Below are 16788 nucleotides of genomic sequence, written 5' to 3' on the forward strand. Positions count from 1 at the left end.
AATTAAGCTGTAAATATACAAAGATCAGACGCAAATTTTCTCCGTCTGATCTTTGTATTCAGTAATTATTCATCATTATACAACGTCGCTCACCAAGTTCTTTATAACGAATGGCAAGCGAATTTAAATATATACTGAGATAACTATAGTAATCGGTGTATACTATCCTTCTATAGCACATCTCTGAAAACCTTGAAAATAGGCGATATTTTACTGATATTTTGCAAACAAATAAAACAATTCAAGAAATATTCAGTTTACATAATAATCTTATTGTTAACTAAATGCTGTTCTTTAATATCTTTTAGTCAGTCGTTAATATTTTTAGAAAAGAAGCAGCTAGCTTTCCCCGCAGAAAGCAACCGTCAAGAGCGGATTCGAGCTCCTCTGTTCAAAAACATATAATTAGAATTTAATAAATTCTAATAAAAAAAGCATTCAGCTAATAATTCATTAGCTGAATGCTTTAACAAAACGTAATTTTTTATTATTAAGAACTATTTTCAGATGACTTTTTCTCTTTCGGCCTGTTTATATCCTCTTTTTCAATCCAAGTATCAACTACTTCGCCTGTTGAAGCAGTATCGAATAAGAATGAACCATTTGTATATCGATCGTTAGACCGTAAATCACTTAACCTAATTTCTCCTACAGAGCCATCCTTTACTTTCACGTGAATAACGTCACTACCATTTAAACCATACACGATCGCTACTGTATGAGGTTGACGTTTTAACTCCTTAATCATAACAAGACCACGCTTTGCTCTTGTTGTTCTCTCAAATGCCTTAAGTGGCATTTTTTTGTATGCAGTTCGTTGTGTTAAAAGGAAAATCCATGGTGTTTCCCCATTTGTAAAGAAAAGACAGCTTTTCACTTCGTCATCTGGTTTTAAACTTATAGCCTTTACGCCAGCAGTTCGTTGACCTGTAATGCCGACTTCCTCTTCTCCATACCATAGGCCATAACCGAATTTTGTTGCTAAGAAGACATCTTTATTTCCTTGAGTATGCTCCACAGAAATTAATTCATCTTCGGGTTTTAATTTCACAGCCATTAAAGCTTTCGAATGGCGTTGGGGCTTGTACTCACTTAATAAGGACCGTTTGATCATTCCGTTTTTAGTAGCAAAAATTAAATATTCATCGTCAGAAAATTGTTGGATAGGAACCCCATGTAAAATTTCATCATTAGGATTCATCCCGACAATATTGGCTACATGTTGTCCATTATCTTTCCAACGAAGTTCAGGAAGAAGATGCACAGGTATATAGAGATAGGACCCTTTTTTAGTAAATAACAGCAAGGTGTCTGTTGTATTCATTTCCATAGAATGCAACAAACGATCCGTTTCTTTCATTCCCGGACTTTCTCCATTAGAGGCAGTAAAGGACCTGATACTCGACCTTTTGACGTAACCTTCCTTTGTGACAGAAACACGAACGTCTTCAGAGGGAACAACCACTTCCAGATTAATTTTAAGATCCTCAATCTCCTCTTCAACCAACGTTCTGCGATCCTCACTATAATTTTTTTTAATTTTACGCAGCCCTTTTTTAATTTCATTTATTAAATTTTTCTCTGAGGCTATAATGCTTTCTAAAGTTTCAATTGATTTTTTTAACTCATCTGCTTCCTGTTGTAAGGTTGTAATATCTGTATTCGTCAAACGATAAAGTTGCAAATTAACGATAGCTTCCGACTGAGGTTCCGTAAATTCAAAACGTTCTTGCAATCTATCTTTCGCATCTCTTTTGTCTTTAGAAGCACGAATTGTTTCAATTACTTCGTCTAATACAGAAATAGCTTTAATTAAACCTTCAACAATATGGGCACGATCTCGAGCTTTGTTTAAATCAAAATTTGTTCTTCTGACAATGACTTCCTTTTGATGCGTAATGTATGCGTCAAGCATATGCTTAATGCCAAGAAGTTTAGGTGTTTTTCTGAAAATAGCAACCATATTAAAGTTGTATGAAATCTGTAAATCAGTATTCTTATATAAGAAATGCAAAATTCCTTGCGCATTAGCTTCTTTTTTTAATTCAATAACAATTCGCAGACCAGTTCTGTCAGTATCATCACGTACTTCAGCTATTCCATCTACCTTTTTATCCAATCTCAGCTCATCCATCTTTTTCACTAAGTTAGCTTTGTTAATTTCATAAGGAATTTCGGTAATAACAATCTGCTCTTTACCGCCCCTAATTTCTCCTATTTCGGCCTTGCCTCTTAATATGATCTTTCCTTTTCCAGTTTCATACGCTTTTCTCAATCCTTCAACGCCTTGAAGGGTTCCGCCAGTAGGAAAATCTGGACCTTTAATAAATTTCATGAGATCATCCACATTACAGTCAGGATGGTCCATTTGATGTATCGCTGCATCAATCACTTCGCTCAAATTATGAGGCGGTATATCTGTTGCATAACCACTCGAAATACCAGTTGACCCGTTCACAAGTAAGTTAGGATAACTAGCCGGCAAAACTACCGGTTCTTCTTGAGAATCATCGAAGTTAGACATGAAATCAACAGTGTCTTTTTCAATATCTAATAGCATTTCTGAAGCAATCCTTGATAGTCGAGCTTCTGTATAACGCATTGCCGCAGGTGGATCACCATCAATAGATCCATTATTCCCATGCATTTGTACAACCGGATGCCTCATTTTCCAATCTTGACTTTGACGAATCATTGCTTCATAAACAGATGAGTCGCCGTGGGGATGGTAATTACCTATAACGTTACCCACCGTCTTAGCAGCTTTTCTAAAAGGACGATCTGCAGTATTTCGATCCACATGCATGGCATATAAAATTCTTCGCTGAACTGGTTTAAGACCATCTCGCGCATCAGGTAAAGCACGGTCTTGTATGATATATTTACTGTATCTCCCAAATCTGTCCCCTATAACATCTTCTAGAGGCAGATCCAGGTAACGTTCTTTATCTTCCAAGGATTACTCCTCCTCTGTCACTAATAAGTTATCATTATCTAATATGTTGGTGTCCTCATCTAATCCAAAAGCAACATTTTTTTCAATCCATTTTCTTCGAGGCTCTACTTTATCACCCATAAGAGTGGAGACATGTCGTTCCGCTCTTGCTATATCATCAATCGTTACCCGGACTAGTGTTCTTGTTTCAGGATCCATCGTTGTCTCCCAAAGCTGCGTTGCATCCATTTCTCCCAGTCCTTTATATCGCTGAAGAATATAACCTTTACCGATTTTATCAATTGCTCCTTGTAAGCCACTTTCATCCCATGCGTACTCCACTTTTTCTTTCTTACCAGAACCTTTACTAACTTTGTATAAAGGCGGTAAGGCGATAAACACACGACCGCCTTCAATAAGTGGACGCATGTAACGGTAGAAAAATGTTAATATAAGCACTTGAATATGGGCACCATCTGTATCTGCGTCCGTCATAATTACTACTTTGTCGTAATTAATATTGGTGATATCGAAATCAGGACCTACATCGCCACCAATAGCATAAATCATTGTTCTAATTTCTTCGTTCTTCATAATATCTGCGAGTTTGGCTTTTTCGGTATTAATAACTTTACCGCGAAGTGGCAGAACTGCTTGGAATTTACGATCTCGCCCTTGCTTCGCAGAACCCCCGGCAGAGTCACCCTCCACTAAATAAAGTTCATTACGACTTGGATTCCTTGATTGAGCAGGTGTTAGTTTCCCACTTAGCATCGCATCTTTTCGTTTGTTTTTCTTCCCACTTCTCGCATCTTCACGAGCTTTACGTGCTGCTTCTCTAGCCTGTGAAGCTTTGACAGCTTTTCGTATAAGGTTATTACTAATCTCCGGGTTTTCTTCAAGGAAAAAACTTAGCTTTACGAAAACGACACTATCTACAGCTGCTCTAGCCAATGGAGAGCCTAGCTTCCCCTTCGTTTGACCTTCAAATTGGAGCTTATCCTCTGGAACTCGAACAGAAATGATCGCAGTAAACCCTTCGCGAATATCACTTCCATCTAAGTTTTTATCACGTTCTTTTAGTAATTGCAGTTTTCTTGCGTGTTCATTAACAGCTCTAGTAACTGCTGCTCTCATTCCTAGTTCGTGAGTTCCGCCATCTTTTGTTCGAACATTGTTTACAAAAGATAGTGTATTTTCGGTGAACCCGTCATTATATTGAAAGGCGAAATCTACTTCTATCTCTTCATGTTCTCCTGTAAAAGAAACAACTGGATGAAGGGTATCTTTTTCCTCGTTTAAATATCCCACAAAAGCTTCTAAACCAGTTTCAAACAGAAATGATTCTGTTCCGTTTTCTTGACCTGGTCTCTCGTCTATTAGATCAATTTTTACCCCTTTTATGAGAAAAGCAGCTTCTCTGAGCCTTTCTGCTAAAGTATCATTATGATACGTGGTTGTATTAAATATCGATGCATCAGGTTTGAAATGAATGGTTGTACCTGTTTTTTTCGTTTTGCCGATAGTTTCCAATGTTGTAACAGGTTTTCCGCCATTCTCAAAGCGTTGACGGTATATAGAACCTTCTCGATATATCGTTACTTCAAGCCATTCGGACAGTGCGTTTACGACTGATGCACCAACACCATGGAGACCACCACTAGTTTTATAGCCACCTTGACCAAATTTACCTCCAGCGTGCAGCACAGTTAGAATGACTTCCGGAGTTGGTTTACCGGTAGCATGCATGCCCGTCGGAAAACCTCTGCCCTCATCTTTGACACTGATACTGTTATCTTTATGTATTGTAACAATAATATGATTGCCATAACCTGCAAGGATCTCATCCACCGAATTATCAACAATCTCAAAAACTAGGTGGTGAAGACCGCGGTGATCTGTACTGCCTATGTACATACCTGGTCTTTTTCGGACCGCATCAAGACCTTCTAATACTTGAATGGCATCATCATTATACTCGAATTCTTGTTTTTTGGACAATGCTTCTTGCTCCTTTCTCTTGCAAACCGTACTAAAGCTAATATCTAACATACCATAACAATGGTCTGGTTTCGAGTGACGATTACATATTTCCTTTAAATTAATCGTCATGAATATGTGAAAAAACCAAAAAAAGAACATACATTCCCTTAGTTATCTCTATTTAGTATAATATTACATCTGCCATGTTGCAAGAATAAAAGGGACCAAGGAAACTGAAGCTAGAAAAGAAAAACTGCTTTGAAGTCTTAAAAACTTAGTCGCTTTTTTCTATTTTTTTGCTTTATTATCATGGAAGTTTGATTGGAAGAATGACCGCTCGCTTTCCGTGGTTGATCCGTGAGCCTCTCTGTTCGACGAAAAAAAATCTCTAAAAAACCGATAATTTTATAAATTCGATAAAAAACCATTATGCAAAATATTAACTTCTGCATAATGGTTCAACATCCTATTTATTCAGATATGCCAATTCTATTTTAATACACCGGTCCATCACTACTTTTTTGCCAGCCTTCAAGGCAATTTGCTCGGCCTCGTCGCTAGCTAATCCCAACTGACTCCAAAATACTTTTGCATTAGTTTTAGCTGTTTCCTCAGCTATTTCAGGAAGAAACTCAGTCCTTCTAAATACGTTTACGATATCAATATCGCCTTCAATATCAGTGACACTGGAAACTGCTTTTCGCCCAAAAACTTCTTCAATAACCGGATTCACAGGAATAATTTCATACCCTGCAGCTAAAAGTGCCTCCGTTACTTGATAAGATGTACGAGTGGGATTATCCGAAAGTCCCACAACTGCAATACGTTTTGCGTCGCGTAAAATCTCATTCACTTCTTCTCGATTAGGGGAACTCATTTAAAAACTCCTTTTCTGTATTTTATTTTACAATTAAAACAGGACATTTCACTCTTTTCGCGACTTTATGGCTTACGCTTCCTAGCACCATTTGTTGAAATTGATTTAATCCTCTACTACCAATAACAACAATATCATAACTCTCTTCACTTGCTTCTCTGACTATTGTTGGTCCAGGATCTCCAAAAGTGTGTTTTACCGTAAGCGGGATATTTGCATCTTTAACACGTTTCTCCATCGAGCTTACTCGTTCTTTTCGGTGTTCAGGAATTGCTCGCGGTTTCATATCGTCTTCGACTACTTCAGACCTTGCAGGTATATCATCTACAACATGGATGAGAGTGATGTCAGCCCCCTCTGTTAATCCAGCAATAAAAATTGCCTTTTCACAGGCACGTATAGCGTGCTCAGAACCATCACCCGCTAATAATATATGTTTAAACATAGATTTTCCCTCCCTCTATCTGAATGCTTCTAGTTATATTATAGCCGATTGTAAGCGCTAACGGGGAAGTACTTCATATTTTATTAGACATTAATCGAGTAACCCTTCTCCTTCTAAGTACTCTCTCGCAACCAACGCAGGATCAGCATCTTCTTCATCCACTTGGTAATTCATTTCTAACATTTCTTCTTCTGAAATCCGCCCACCTAGCTGATTTAAAATCCCTTCAATCTCAGGGAACTCTTCAAGCACATCCTCTCTGAATAAAGGAGCGCCATTAAACGGTGGAAAAACCATTTCATCATCCTCTAAAGCCACTAAATTATAGCGGATCATATAAGAATCAGTAGAATATGCATCGATGACCTGAACATCTCCTGAAACAAGGGCTTCTGACCTTAACGCGGCCTCCATTGTTTGTACGTCATTTAGTTCAAGATTATACGCTTCTTGAATAGCTGGATAACCATCAGGTCTATCATAGAATTCAAAGGTAAAACCAGCCGTTAACTCATCTTCATATTCCTGTAAATCAGATATTTTCTCAAGATTTAATTCAGCAGCTATTTCCTCTGTTACAGCGATAGCATACGTGTTTTGATAGTCCATCGGTTCTAGGAAAACTAAATTATATTCGCTATACATTCCTTCTTTGGCTTGTTCAAAAGCTTCTCTTTCCTCATAACTTTCTGGTTCCTCACCTAATAGCGTGGTTATAGCGGTTCCTGTAAATTCCAAATACCCGTCTATATCACCGACCTCAATCGCTTGAAATAGAAAATCAGTTGCTCCAATACCCGGCTCCAGAACAATATTATAATCTGTATCTTGTTCTATTAGATGCTTATACATATTAATAATTATCTCTGGTTCGGTTCCAATTTTACCAGCGATGGTTATTTCTTCTTGGGAGTCACTCCCGCTAATATTAAAAGCACTCATTGCTGTAGGTGTCGCCACAAGTAAAACAGCTACAATAACTACGGTAGCTATAGGAGTAATGGACGATCCAGTAGATTTTTTCTCAACAAATCGAAGTACAGCATCAAAAAATAATGCGAGAAGAGCCGCAGGAATTGCCCCTAACAGGATATAATAACTATTATTACGTTGAATCCCTAACATGATTAAATCACCTAAACCACCAGCCCCAATCAAAGCAGCTAATGTAGCGGTTCCAACTATCAGAACCATCGCAGTTCTAATTCCCGCCATGATAGTTGGCATTGCCAATGGTAATTGAACTCGATGGAGTTGCTGAAGTGTCCCCATTCCCATTCCTCTTGATGCTTCCATCAAAGCAGGATCAACACCTTTTATTCCTGTGTATGTATTTCTCAATATCGGCAGAAGAGCATAAACAGTTAATGCAACAATTGCAGGCATCGTACCAATTCCCAAGAAAGGTATTAAAAATCCAAGAAGTGCTAAACTTGGAATCGTTTGAAGAACAGCCGTAGAACCGATGATAGGCTCTGCTGCCTGTCGGTAATGGCTTAAAATAATCCCTAATGGAACTGCTACGAAAACTGAAATTAATAGGGAGATAAGAGACATTTCTAAATGCTCCCAAAGTGCGCTAGTAACTAGATCCCGCCTGTCTATAGCTAATTGAAAAAAAGTTTGAATGGCTAAGACTCTCATGATAAAGCTCCTCCTCGATCTTTGAAGTGATATTTCTCCAAATGAAGGACGATATCTTTGTAAGAGACGTCACCCGTATACTCTTTCTCGTCATTGAAAACTGCCAGAGAATCCTTCTCAGAATCTTTTAGTTTTTCAAAGGCCGCTCTAACTGAATGACTTGTTAATAGAAATTCGTTAACCTCTTCTTTCAATGGGGCTTGAGTACGAGATCGGTAAAGCGTCATTTCAGATAAAGGAGCACCCCACGGGTCTTGTCTTGCACCGATAAATTTCTCAACGAAATCATCTGAAGGGTGCTGTAAAAGTTTCTCTGGCGTATCCACTTGAACAACAGAACCCTCTTTTAAAATACAAATACGATTTCCTAAAGCTAACGCCTCATCCATGTCATGAGTGACAAAAACGATAGTTTTCTTGATATTTTTTTGTAAATCTAATATGTCTTTCTGTAACTGCTCCCGGGTTATCGGATCAAGGGCACTAAATGGTTCATCCATAAGAATAATATCCGGATCTCCCGCAAGTGCACGAACAACACCAACGCGTTGTTGTTGCCCCCCTGATAACTCATCTGGCATACGGTCACGATATGTAGATGGATCTAACCCAACCATATCCAGAAGTTCATCAACTCTTTTAGAAATTGCTTCTTTCGGCCATTTAACTAATTCAGGTACAATAGAAATGTTCTCTTTAATCGTCATATGAGGAAATAAAGCAATTTGCTGCAAAACATAGCCAATATTCCACCTTAATCGCTTCATATTCATGTCTCGGATATTTTTGTCTTGAATAAAAATCTTACCGTCTGATGAATCTATTAATCGGTTAATCATTTTCATTGTCGTTGTTTTTCCACAACCACTAGGCCCTATTAATACAAACAATTCTCCTTTTTCAATTCGGAAGTTCAGATCACTTACTGCTTTTGTTCCATCTGCAAAAACTTTGGATACTCCTTGAAATTCTATCATTCATTTTTCCAACTCCTTAGTAACATCTCCTATGTAAGATTCTAACTTTATAATTCACTTTATTACGTATTTTAAAACATCATACAAAAAAGCCGTTAACGGAAAAAATTCCTTTAACAGCGGTTTTGTGCTTATATTGTTTTCTAGCTTTAACTTCGTGTTAGGGAGAGTTTATTCAGTAATTCGATAGACATTACGATATTTTGATTCAAGATATTCAATCAAATAGCTTGGATTAACACCTTCACCGGTAGTATCTTTTAGAATTTCTAATGGCTCTTTGCTTTTGCCGTATTGATGAATATTTTTCGTTAACCATTCCTTAATTGGCGCTAAATCACCTTTTTGGAGTAGTTGTTTAAAATCGGGTAACTCTTTTTCCATCGCTTTTTTAAGTTGTGCAGCATAGACATACCCCAATGCATAGGAAGGGAAATATCCAAAAGCACCACTTGGCCAATGTACATCTTGAAGTACACCCTCCCCATCATGAGATGGACGAACACCAAGTAACTCTTCCATTTTATCATTCCATGCTCCCGGAAGATCAGCAACCTCTAACTCCCCGTTAATTAATGCTTTCTCTAGCTCATATCGGGCTATAATATGTAAAGAGTAGGTCATTTCATCTGCTTCTATTCGAATCAATGACGGGCCTGCAACATTAATACCACGATAAAAAGTATGTAAATCAATGTCATCAAATTGTCCGTTCGCATTCTTTTTCAGAAGATCATAATACTTTTCCCAAAAAGAAAAATGACGACCGACGAAGTTTTCCCAAAACAATGATTGAGATTCATGGATACCCATGGACGTGCCAGTACATAATGGTGTCCCAATGAACTTCTCATCGATATTCTGCTCATATAAAGCATGACCACCTTCATGAATCGTCCCAAACACAGCTGTACGAAAATCCATTTCATCATATTTTGTAGTGACACGAACATCTCCTGGATTCAAGCCTATAGCGAATGGATGGACGGTTGTGTCCAAACGTCCAGCGTCGAAATCATACCGCATGCTTTCTAGTATTTCTCGGCTCAATGCCTCTTGGTTTTTCGCTGGAAATGGTTGAAACAAAAAATCTGTTTGCGGCTGATCTTTTGCCTCTGTAATTTCTTTCACTAACGGAACAAGTGCCTTTTTCAGTTTGCCAAAGACATCGTCAATGATATCTACCGTAAGTCCTGGCTCGTAATCATCTAGTAAAGCATTATATTTGTTTCCTTTATACCCAACCCACTCTGTGTACTTACGGTTATAGTCGACTATTTTTTCTAAATAAGGCTGAAAAGTTTTGAAATCAGCATCATTTTTAGCCTTTTCCCACGCAACTTCCGCATTCGAAGTGAGAATAACATACGCTTTAAATTCTTGAGGAGGAATATTTTCGTATTTCTTTAATTGTTTTTCACACTCTTCCACCGAGCCTTTTGTAACTTCTGCGAGTTTGCTCCATACGGATGTCTCCCTCAATCCCTCTAAATACCCTTTTAACTCTTTTGAGGTGGACATCGCAAACACTTCTGATGATAATGTACCTAACACTTCCGATCGCTGAGAAGCCCCTTTACGTGGCGCACCAGTTCTCAAATCCCAAGCCATCAATCCAATTGATTCTTCAAAATGACTAATTTTCTTAATGTAAGTTAAAAATCTTTCTTCTAACGTTTCTGTTTCCGTAGTCATGTTTCCATTCTCCTTTCCATTTAACCAAGTATTTCAGTTCTAAAAATTTACTCCTGGTACCGATAGACGATAAATTAAGGAACTTACTTATTTTAAATGAGAACTCTGATTAGTAAAAACAACAATACTATCATACCCTTTCTCTAAAAAAAATTCATTAATTGGCCATAAGTATTCAAATTTGATCTATTAGGCATACAGCCTTTTATTTTGATATACTTTAAACAGAAATTCACAGATTAAGAAAAAAGGCATAGCCGTCTTTTGTTAAATACAGCGTGAGCTTTCGCCCGCCCCCCCTTGATGCGTGTGGCGTAAAGTTACTGTCAATTTTTACTTATCTTTTAAAAAAGGAGAAATGATGGATGGACATAAAAATTACTGAAAGAGCAGCAAAATTTTACATAAATGAAATGAATCTAACAGAATCAGATGATGTATCCTTGTTTGTCCGAGTTGGTGGAGTTGGTTCCGGAGGCTTCTCGGTCGGCATTCACAAAGGTAAACCAGACAAAGAATTTCTTACATATGAAGTTTCTTCGATTAGTTTTTGCCTTGCTCTTGATGACTTATGGTATCTGGATGGTATTACAATTGATTTTGATGAAGACATTGGTGACATTATTTTTCGGAACGAGAGATTTAGTGATTTAAGTAATCCCTGATAATACAGAAGAGCCGGACCCACACACAGGTTCGGCTCTTACTTATCTCATGTTCGATACACAATTATCGATCCGATAAGTATATGTTTGATAAAATTTTAATATATGTCTACTTGATAGCTTCATCTACCTGATGCGAAAAAGTGTTTAAACGTGAAGATGCTTGTTGAATATCATAAGGATTTAGCTTTAGTAACTTCGCTTGTTCTAATTGTGCTTTGGCATCCGAAATGGCACTTTGAGCATTCATAAGCTGGTCTTCATCCATGCTCATTGTAGCTTGACCCACCATTCTCTCAGCAGCCTTCAACGCTAATTCCACTTGTTCTATTTCTCCAAATTGATCAGTCATAACTTCCATCCTCTCTTCCTAATATACCATTTAGTATATGAAAGAAAAGCAAAATTATTCCTCTTTAAATTAATAAAGCCAGCTTGAAAAGACTTTCCTCAGGCTGGCTGGTAAGTGGCTAGTTTTAAAAGATGAATCAAGTACTTCTGAAAAAACACGAACTATTTTTGATCTCTTCTTAACGGTTTTTTACCCCAGTATTGAAAGAAATTTGTTTTAATATTACCATTGTAAAGCTTTCTTTTTTTCGTAGCCTGTTTCCCATACAGTTTTTCGAAATGCGGGTGGGAAGTGATAATATAAACAGACCATGTGTCTAATGGGCGTAATGTTTTTCCCAGTTCTCGGTATAAATTCTCTACGTATTGTTTATCCTGCATTCTTTCACCGTATGGTGGGTTTCCTATGACTACCCCGTTCTCTTTCTTTGTGTGGAAATCCTTGACTTGCATTTGCTTGAAGTCAATCAAGTCAGGAAAACCAGCTTCCTTAGAATTATTTTTAGCAAGTTCAATCATCTTATGATCAACATCCCCGCCAACTATCTCAAGAGGCTGATCATAGTTCGCTAAGTCCTCGGCTTCCTCTAATGCTTGATCAATCCATGTTTGTTCGTACCATGCCCAATCCTCGAACGCAAATGTTCTGTTGATACCAGGTGCTATGTTTTGCCCAATCATCGCGGCTTCAATAGGAAGGGTTCCAGAGCCACAGAAAGGATCGTAAAAAGGCTTATCCGGGTACCAATTCGTTAATCGAACCATTGCAGCTGCCATCGTTTCTTTCAATGGTGCTTCGTTGTGAAGATAACGATAGCCACGCTTATGAAGCCCTGTTCCACTTGTATCAATAGTTAACGATGCAATATCTTTATGTATAGCTATCTCAATTCGTTGAAAAGCCCCTTTTTCTTCAAACCATTCGATCGCATAATTTTTCTTTAAACTCTCCACTACTGCTTTTTTGACAATAGCCTGACAATCAGAAATACTGAAAAGCTGGGATTTAACGGATTTTCCTACTACAGGAAATTCTGCATCCGCTGAAATATAATCCGCCCATGGTAATGCCTTTGTTTTTTCAAAAAGTTCCTCGAAGCTTTCTGCTTTGAATTCTCCAACCAGTAGTTTGACACGGTCTGCACTTCTCAACCAAAGGTTAACTCTCGCAATGGCTGTAGGCTCTGCTGTAAAAATTACTTTTCCATTTTCAACAGTGACATCCTTATATCCTAAATGACGTACTTCATCTGCAACAATTGATTCTAACCCCATCGCAGCAGTCGCGATTAATGTAACTTTTTCCATCAAGATCATTCCTTTCAATATTCTTTTATTAGTATAGCCTATGAAGATCAGATATGTAAAAAGCTCTACGATGATATACATCGCAGAGCCATTCTCATTCATTGAAGACGCCATTTGTATTTAGTAAGCCATGTTCTGTTACTCCGTACTCCAAACGGGTGTCAGCCCTCGTACAAGAGCGGTAATCATCTGTCTACAGACTGCTCTGTCCCTTGATCCGTTCATTTCCGTCTCAAGGATGCCCCTACCTTATTTTGGGTTTCTCACTCGTGGGGTTTACCTCGTTCCACTCTGTCCATTTCTAGACAGACTCCGTCACTGTGGCACTTTCAAGGTACACATATCATATTCCGAAGAACTTAGACATGCCACCTGCCGTTAGTCTATCGCTAGACTACCCTGACTTATGACTTCATCAGGCACGAACACTACAATCATCTCAGATTGTGTGAGCATGGACTTTCCTCTACATGTAAACATGCAGCGATTACCCAAATACAAAATGGTTGTCATTTAAAACAACACTTTAAATATTAACACACTAATAGAGATAAAATCAACTTCCTTTTTTTGCTAATTGAATTGCTCTCTTCGCTAATCGGTCTGCTTCTTTATTTTGTTTACTTGGAATCCATTTAATAAAAGCATACGTGAAAGAATGGTCCATAGTGGCTAGTATAGAAGCTAATAAAGGTTGAAACAAAGGATTTTTTGTATATTTTCTTTCTATCGACTCAACTAAAACTTTAGAATCAGAACGAAGCGATATAATCGAAAACTCATGCTTTTTACAAATACGAAGAGCTTCCAAGCAAGCATGAAATTCAGCCTCGTGGTTGGACATTGGAAGAAGCGGAATCGATTCACGAATAATATTCCCATTATTCTTAATGAAAATTCCTGCACCCGAAGGTCCCGGATTCCCAGCGCTACCCGCATCTGTATAAACCTCGATCACATAAAGTTCTCCCTTCGTCCCTTATCTTTAAAGAAAGATCTGATATTCCATTGTTGTTATTGAATAGAGATTTAAATCAGCAAAAAGCTGAGATACCCGTGAGAAAAAGCAGAAACGGTCTTTATCAGGAAACTGAATTTCTTCCCGCAGAAAGTATCCGTCTTTCGCCAATAAAAGGGCTGTCCTCTCTAGAAATACAACCATCTTTTAGAAGTCAATCGTACAGCTTGCTTCCAAATACATGTTTCTCAAGATTGGATAATCTTCTTAAAATATCATAATTCGTATTTCCAGCTGCCGGCTGTGGCTTAGGAGCTTCCACTCTCGGTGGTGGTGTTGATTCATTCTTTACACTCTCTAACTCTTGCTCAAGCGCTTGGATTTTCCCTTCAAAAGCTTCATAATCTTTAATAATATCATCTAAGAACTGGTCTACTTCGTCTTGATTATAACCACGCATACTCGTTTTAAAGTCTTTCTCGTATATTTCGTTCTTGGAAAGTCTTGCAAGTTGTTTTTTCTCCACTATTGTTCACCTCATAAGTACAATCATGTAATACCTTCATTTTTTCAGAAACTTGCGAACTTGTCAATTCTAGCTTTCATTATCCAGCTCGTCCCGCACCAATTCTTCGATATCATCCGGTGTTAAATAAAAAATAGGGTATGATTCTGTTTCATGTTTCTTCAAAGCATACGACAAGTAAAATTTAGGTGTACCTTCTGTTTCCTCATCGTATAAAACGAGCAGAGCATCACTTTTGTCAATGATGAATTGGTTTTTCAACCGTAACTGAGCCGGATTATCATAGGGACGTTTTGTAATATAATCTTTATAATCACTTTGTTCCCAAATGGTGGAATAAAGCTTTTTTATTGGTTCAGAAAATCTTTCTTCTTGATTATGAAAAGGAGCTAAAGTAGATAACTGCAAGTCGGGATAGGATTCTTTTAGAATAGTCGTTGCTTCCGCAGCCCAAAGTTCTACACCTGGCTGTCCGCTCGTTATTACCCATTTTATATCAAATTCTTCTTTCAAATGCCTTATTTTTTTCAAAATGGCCTTTTTTAAATAAGAAAGCTGTTCGTGTTTTTCATTAAATATCCCTAATTCGTGGGGCTTATACCCCGTCACCGCCAATACATTATACAACATTCATTCTCCTTCCCTAATCTTATGTAAGAAAAACGCGTAGCGTCTTTTATTAAATACAGCGTGACCTTTCTCCACCCCGGGCCAACTAACGCTCTGCGCAGTATCGCTTGGATCATTCCTGCACAGGAGTCTCGACCATTAGAACATACTGTTCGAAGGGGCATAACAATCTCTATAAATACTAAGTATATTATAAATTCGCTTTTAAAAAAAAGCGAATTGGCATCTTTCCAATTCGCTAGAGTTATAGTTCTTATTTTTCAATTAACATTTACCATGATTCATTCCCATACCTGCTACATGCGGAGAGTGCTTTGAACCTGGGCCATATCCTGCTACCTGAGCGTTATTATACCCCGGTCCTGGTCCATATCCTGCTACCTGTGGTCGCGGTCCATACCCTGGACCCGTTGCCGCTCCTGCTACTTGTGGAGCAAATCCTGGTCCTGTCGCTGCTCCTGCTACTTGAGCTGGAGGGCCATATGATTGCTGATTTGTAATTCGATTTACTGTAGACTCCGTGTGTGGATAGCTGTGCTGGAAATTGTATCTATGATTCACTACATTTGTTGTATGACTAGGGTGCACGACTGGTACAATATAGTCACAATTTTTTTCCTGAACAGATTGTTGCGCCGGGCAAACTTGAGCCGGTAGTACTTTTGCTTGCCTATGCGGTTTGCAATGATGGAACATGTGATATCCTCCTTTTATTAATAGGTTCAATATCAACGTATGTATCCATACTGCAACATGTACTAGTCACTAACCTATTTTATTGAAAAAGAACAAATGTTGATCCAATTACAAGAAAAAACATACAAAGGAACACTTTCACCATAACCATTCTCTCCTTCATTATTACTACCGAGTAGTCTTACAAATATACTACCCCAGCAATTAATATAATGAAATTCCGCCAATTAATCAATGATTTTTTTCACTTTCTCGCCATTTTTTTACAAGTTAATTTGTAATGCATCACAATAACCATTTTACAACCCCTATTTATTGGCTAAAAGAGCCGAAAACTGCGCTTCCCCGGGAAATATTTATTGTCTTTTATTTTATGTTCATCGCCTTTCGATATTCCTGCAAAGTTGTAATTCCTCTTTGAATTAATTCTTCTATTAAAAATTGAAACACTTCTGCCGTCATTAATGCATCATTTAAAGCATGATGTCTTTCTTGCTGCACAATCCCAAACTTTTTCACTAAATGATCTAATGTATTCTTTTCGTTAGGGTATAAGTATTGCGCCAGCTTATGACAGTCAATGTGCGGTAGATTTCCTGTTGGCATATTCCAACGTTTGGACAGCTCTTGAAGGAAAGGGACGTCAAAACTAGCTGGATATGCCACGAGAATTGATTGATCTGCAAAAGATATAAAATCATTTAAACTCTCAGGAAATGCCTTCCCCCTATCAATTTGCTTCTGCGTCATGTCAATTAATAATTTAACTTCATTTGATGGTTTTTTTATTGGAGAAACAATCTGATAAAATTGTTTTGATAATCCTAGGTCACTCACAGTGATTTTCACAGCACCAATAGAGATAATTTCATCCCCTGCACGCGGAAAAAAGCCAGTCGTTTCTAAATCAAAAACGGTAAAGGAAAGATCCTGTAGTCTCTCATCCGCCGGAAAACTGGTTTCAGCACTTTGATTCATTTTTTCGCATAAAACATCATAGGTTTCCTGATGATTCTCAATCCACTGGTCCTTTGATTTTTCAAAGTGAAAACGATCATATATCAAATATTTAATAATTTTTAAAACCGATATTTCCAT

At 37.8% G+C, this 16788-nt stretch carries 15 protein-coding genes and 1 other RNA gene; 1 reads left to right on the plus strand and 15 read right to left on the minus strand.

The genetic code is table 11. From position 1 onward, the window contains the following. Positions 1-490 precede the first annotated feature (490 nt). The 7 genes from parC to CEF18_RS08970 form a co-directional block, all read right to left on the minus strand. On the minus strand, positions 491-2956 hold the full coding sequence (gene parC, locus CEF18_RS08940) for a DNA topoisomerase IV subunit A (protein ID WP_110936144.1): 2466 nt from the start codon (positions 2954-2956) through the stop codon (positions 491-493). Positions 2957-2959: 3 nt separating this feature from the next. Further along, on the minus strand, positions 2960-4936 hold the full coding sequence (gene parE / locus CEF18_RS08945) for a DNA topoisomerase IV subunit B (protein WP_110936145.1): 1977 nt from the start codon (positions 4934-4936) through the stop codon (positions 2960-2962). 448 nt (positions 4937-5384) lie between these two features. Continuing rightward, a complete protein-coding gene (locus tag CEF18_RS08950; protein WP_110936146.1) occupies positions 5385-5795 on the minus strand; it encodes a CoA-binding protein in 411 nt (136 codons plus the stop codon). A 22-nt stretch (positions 5796-5817) separates the two neighbouring features. Beyond that, positions 5818-6240 carry a universal stress protein gene (locus CEF18_RS08955; protein ID WP_110936147.1) on the minus strand — a complete coding sequence of 141 codons (423 nt, stop codon included), beginning with the start codon at positions 6238-6240 and terminating at the stop codon, positions 5818-5820. 90 nt (positions 6241-6330) lie between these two features. Beyond that, a complete protein-coding gene (locus CEF18_RS08960; RefSeq protein WP_110936148.1) occupies positions 6331-7884 on the minus strand; it encodes an ABC transporter permease/substrate-binding protein in 1554 nt (517 codons plus the stop codon). Then, positions 7881-8861 (minus strand): ABC transporter ATP-binding protein, encoded by a 981-nt coding sequence (locus tag CEF18_RS08965; RefSeq protein ID WP_110936149.1) that lies wholly within the window; start codon positions 8859-8861, stop codon positions 7881-7883. The genes CEF18_RS08960 and CEF18_RS08965 overlap by 4 nt, the downstream gene beginning before the upstream one ends. 171 nt (positions 8862-9032) lie before the next feature. Continuing rightward, entirely contained in the window at positions 9033-10556 is a 1524-nt protein-coding gene (locus CEF18_RS08970; protein ID WP_110936150.1) for a carboxypeptidase M32, read from the minus strand. 365 nt (positions 10557-10921) lie between these two features. Between CEF18_RS08970 and CEF18_RS08975 the strand changes: the two genes are divergently transcribed. Then, complete coding sequence (locus CEF18_RS08975) at positions 10922-11221, plus strand: iron-sulfur cluster biosynthesis family protein (protein WP_110936151.1); 300 nt, start codon at positions 10922-10924, stop codon at positions 11219-11221. Positions 11222-11330: 109 nt separating this feature from the next. Here CEF18_RS08975 and CEF18_RS08980 read toward each other — a convergent pair whose 3' ends face one another. The 8 genes from CEF18_RS08980 to CEF18_RS09015 all read right to left on the minus strand — a co-directional run bounded on the left by CEF18_RS08980 (position 11331) and on the right by CEF18_RS09015 (position 16788). After that, the gene (locus CEF18_RS08980; protein WP_110937639.1) at positions 11331-11573 is read right to left on the minus strand and encodes a DUF2564 family protein; all 243 of its coding nucleotides are present in this window, start codon (positions 11571-11573) and stop codon (positions 11331-11333) included. Positions 11574-11734: 161 nt separating this feature from the next. Continuing rightward, entirely contained in the window at positions 11735-12880 is a 1146-nt protein-coding gene (locus CEF18_RS08985) for a THUMP domain-containing class I SAM-dependent RNA methyltransferase (protein ID WP_110937640.1), read from the minus strand. Positions 12881-12999: 119 nt separating this feature from the next. Beyond that, an RNA gene (gene rnpB, locus CEF18_RS08990) (RNase P RNA component class B) lies at positions 13000-13379 on the minus strand. Positions 13380-13436: 57 nt separating this feature from the next. Beyond that, on the minus strand, positions 13437-13838 hold the full coding sequence (locus tag CEF18_RS08995; RefSeq protein ID WP_110936152.1) for a reverse transcriptase-like protein: 402 nt from the start codon (positions 13836-13838) through the stop codon (positions 13437-13439). Positions 13839-14052: 214 nt separating this feature from the next. Continuing rightward, positions 14053-14298, minus strand: a complete 246-nt coding sequence (gene gpsB, locus CEF18_RS09000) for a cell division regulator GpsB (protein ID WP_407690414.1) — start codon at positions 14296-14298, stop codon at positions 14053-14055. A 135-nt stretch (positions 14299-14433) separates the two neighbouring features. After that, positions 14434-14994, minus strand: a complete 561-nt coding sequence (locus CEF18_RS09005) for an SLOG family protein (RefSeq protein WP_110936154.1) — start codon at positions 14992-14994, stop codon at positions 14434-14436. A 264-nt stretch (positions 14995-15258) separates the two neighbouring features. After that, entirely contained in the window at positions 15259-15690 is a 432-nt protein-coding gene (locus CEF18_RS09010; protein WP_110936155.1) for a CotD family spore coat protein, read from the minus strand. Between the two features lie 366 nt (positions 15691-16056). Further along, positions 16057-16788 (minus strand): 3'-5' exonuclease, encoded by a 732-nt coding sequence (locus CEF18_RS09015; protein WP_110936156.1) that lies wholly within the window; start codon positions 16786-16788, stop codon positions 16057-16059.

This window comes from Salipaludibacillus neizhouensis (genome assembly GCF_002886185.1).
GTDB classification, from domain to species: Bacteria; Bacillota; Bacilli; order Bacillales; family Salisediminibacteriaceae; genus Salipaludibacillus; species Salipaludibacillus neizhouensis.

What these genes read in the sequence shown, in the direction of transcription:
- CEF18_RS08950 (WP_110936146.1), bottom strand. Translation starts at nt 5,795, where the DNA reads ATGAGTTCCCCTAATCGAGAAGAAGTGAATGAGATTTTACGCGACGCA.
- CEF18_RS08980 (WP_110937639.1), bottom strand. Translation starts at nt 11,573, where the DNA reads ATGACTGATCAATTTGGAGAAATAGAACAAGTGGAATTAGCGTTGAAG.
- CEF18_RS08960 (WP_110936148.1), bottom strand. Translation starts at nt 7,884, where the DNA reads ATGAGAGTCTTAGCCATTCAAACTTTTTTTCAATTAGCTATAGACAGG.
- gpsB (WP_407690414.1), bottom strand. Translation starts at nt 14,298, where the DNA reads ATGCGTGGTTATAATCAAGACGAAGTAGACCAGTTCTTAGATGATATT.
- CEF18_RS08975 (WP_110936151.1), top strand. Translation starts at nt 10,922, where the DNA reads ATGGACATAAAAATTACTGAAAGAGCAGCAAAATTTTACATAAATGAA.
- CEF18_RS09005 (WP_110936154.1), bottom strand. Translation starts at nt 14,994, where the DNA reads ATGTTGTATAATGTATTGGCGGTGACGGGGTATAAGCCCCACGAATTA.
- CEF18_RS09010 (WP_110936155.1), bottom strand. Translation starts at nt 15,690, where the DNA reads ATGTTCCATCATTGCAAACCGCATAGGCAAGCAAAAGTACTACCGGCT.
- CEF18_RS08955 (WP_110936147.1), bottom strand. Translation starts at nt 6,240, where the DNA reads ATGTTTAAACATATATTATTAGCGGGTGATGGTTCTGAGCACGCTATA.
- CEF18_RS08970 (WP_110936150.1), bottom strand. Translation starts at nt 10,556, where the DNA reads ATGACTACGGAAACAGAAACGTTAGAAGAAAGATTTTTAACTTACATT.
- CEF18_RS09015 (WP_110936156.1), bottom strand. Translation starts at nt 16,788, where the DNA reads ATGGAAATATCGGTTTTAAAAATTATTAAATATTTGATATATGATCGT.
- CEF18_RS08985 (WP_110937640.1), bottom strand. Translation starts at nt 12,880, where the DNA reads ATGGAAAAAGTTACATTAATCGCGACTGCTGCGATGGGGTTAGAATCA.
- CEF18_RS08965 (WP_110936149.1), bottom strand. Translation starts at nt 8,861, where the DNA reads ATGATAGAATTTCAAGGAGTATCCAAAGTTTTTGCAGATGGAACAAAA.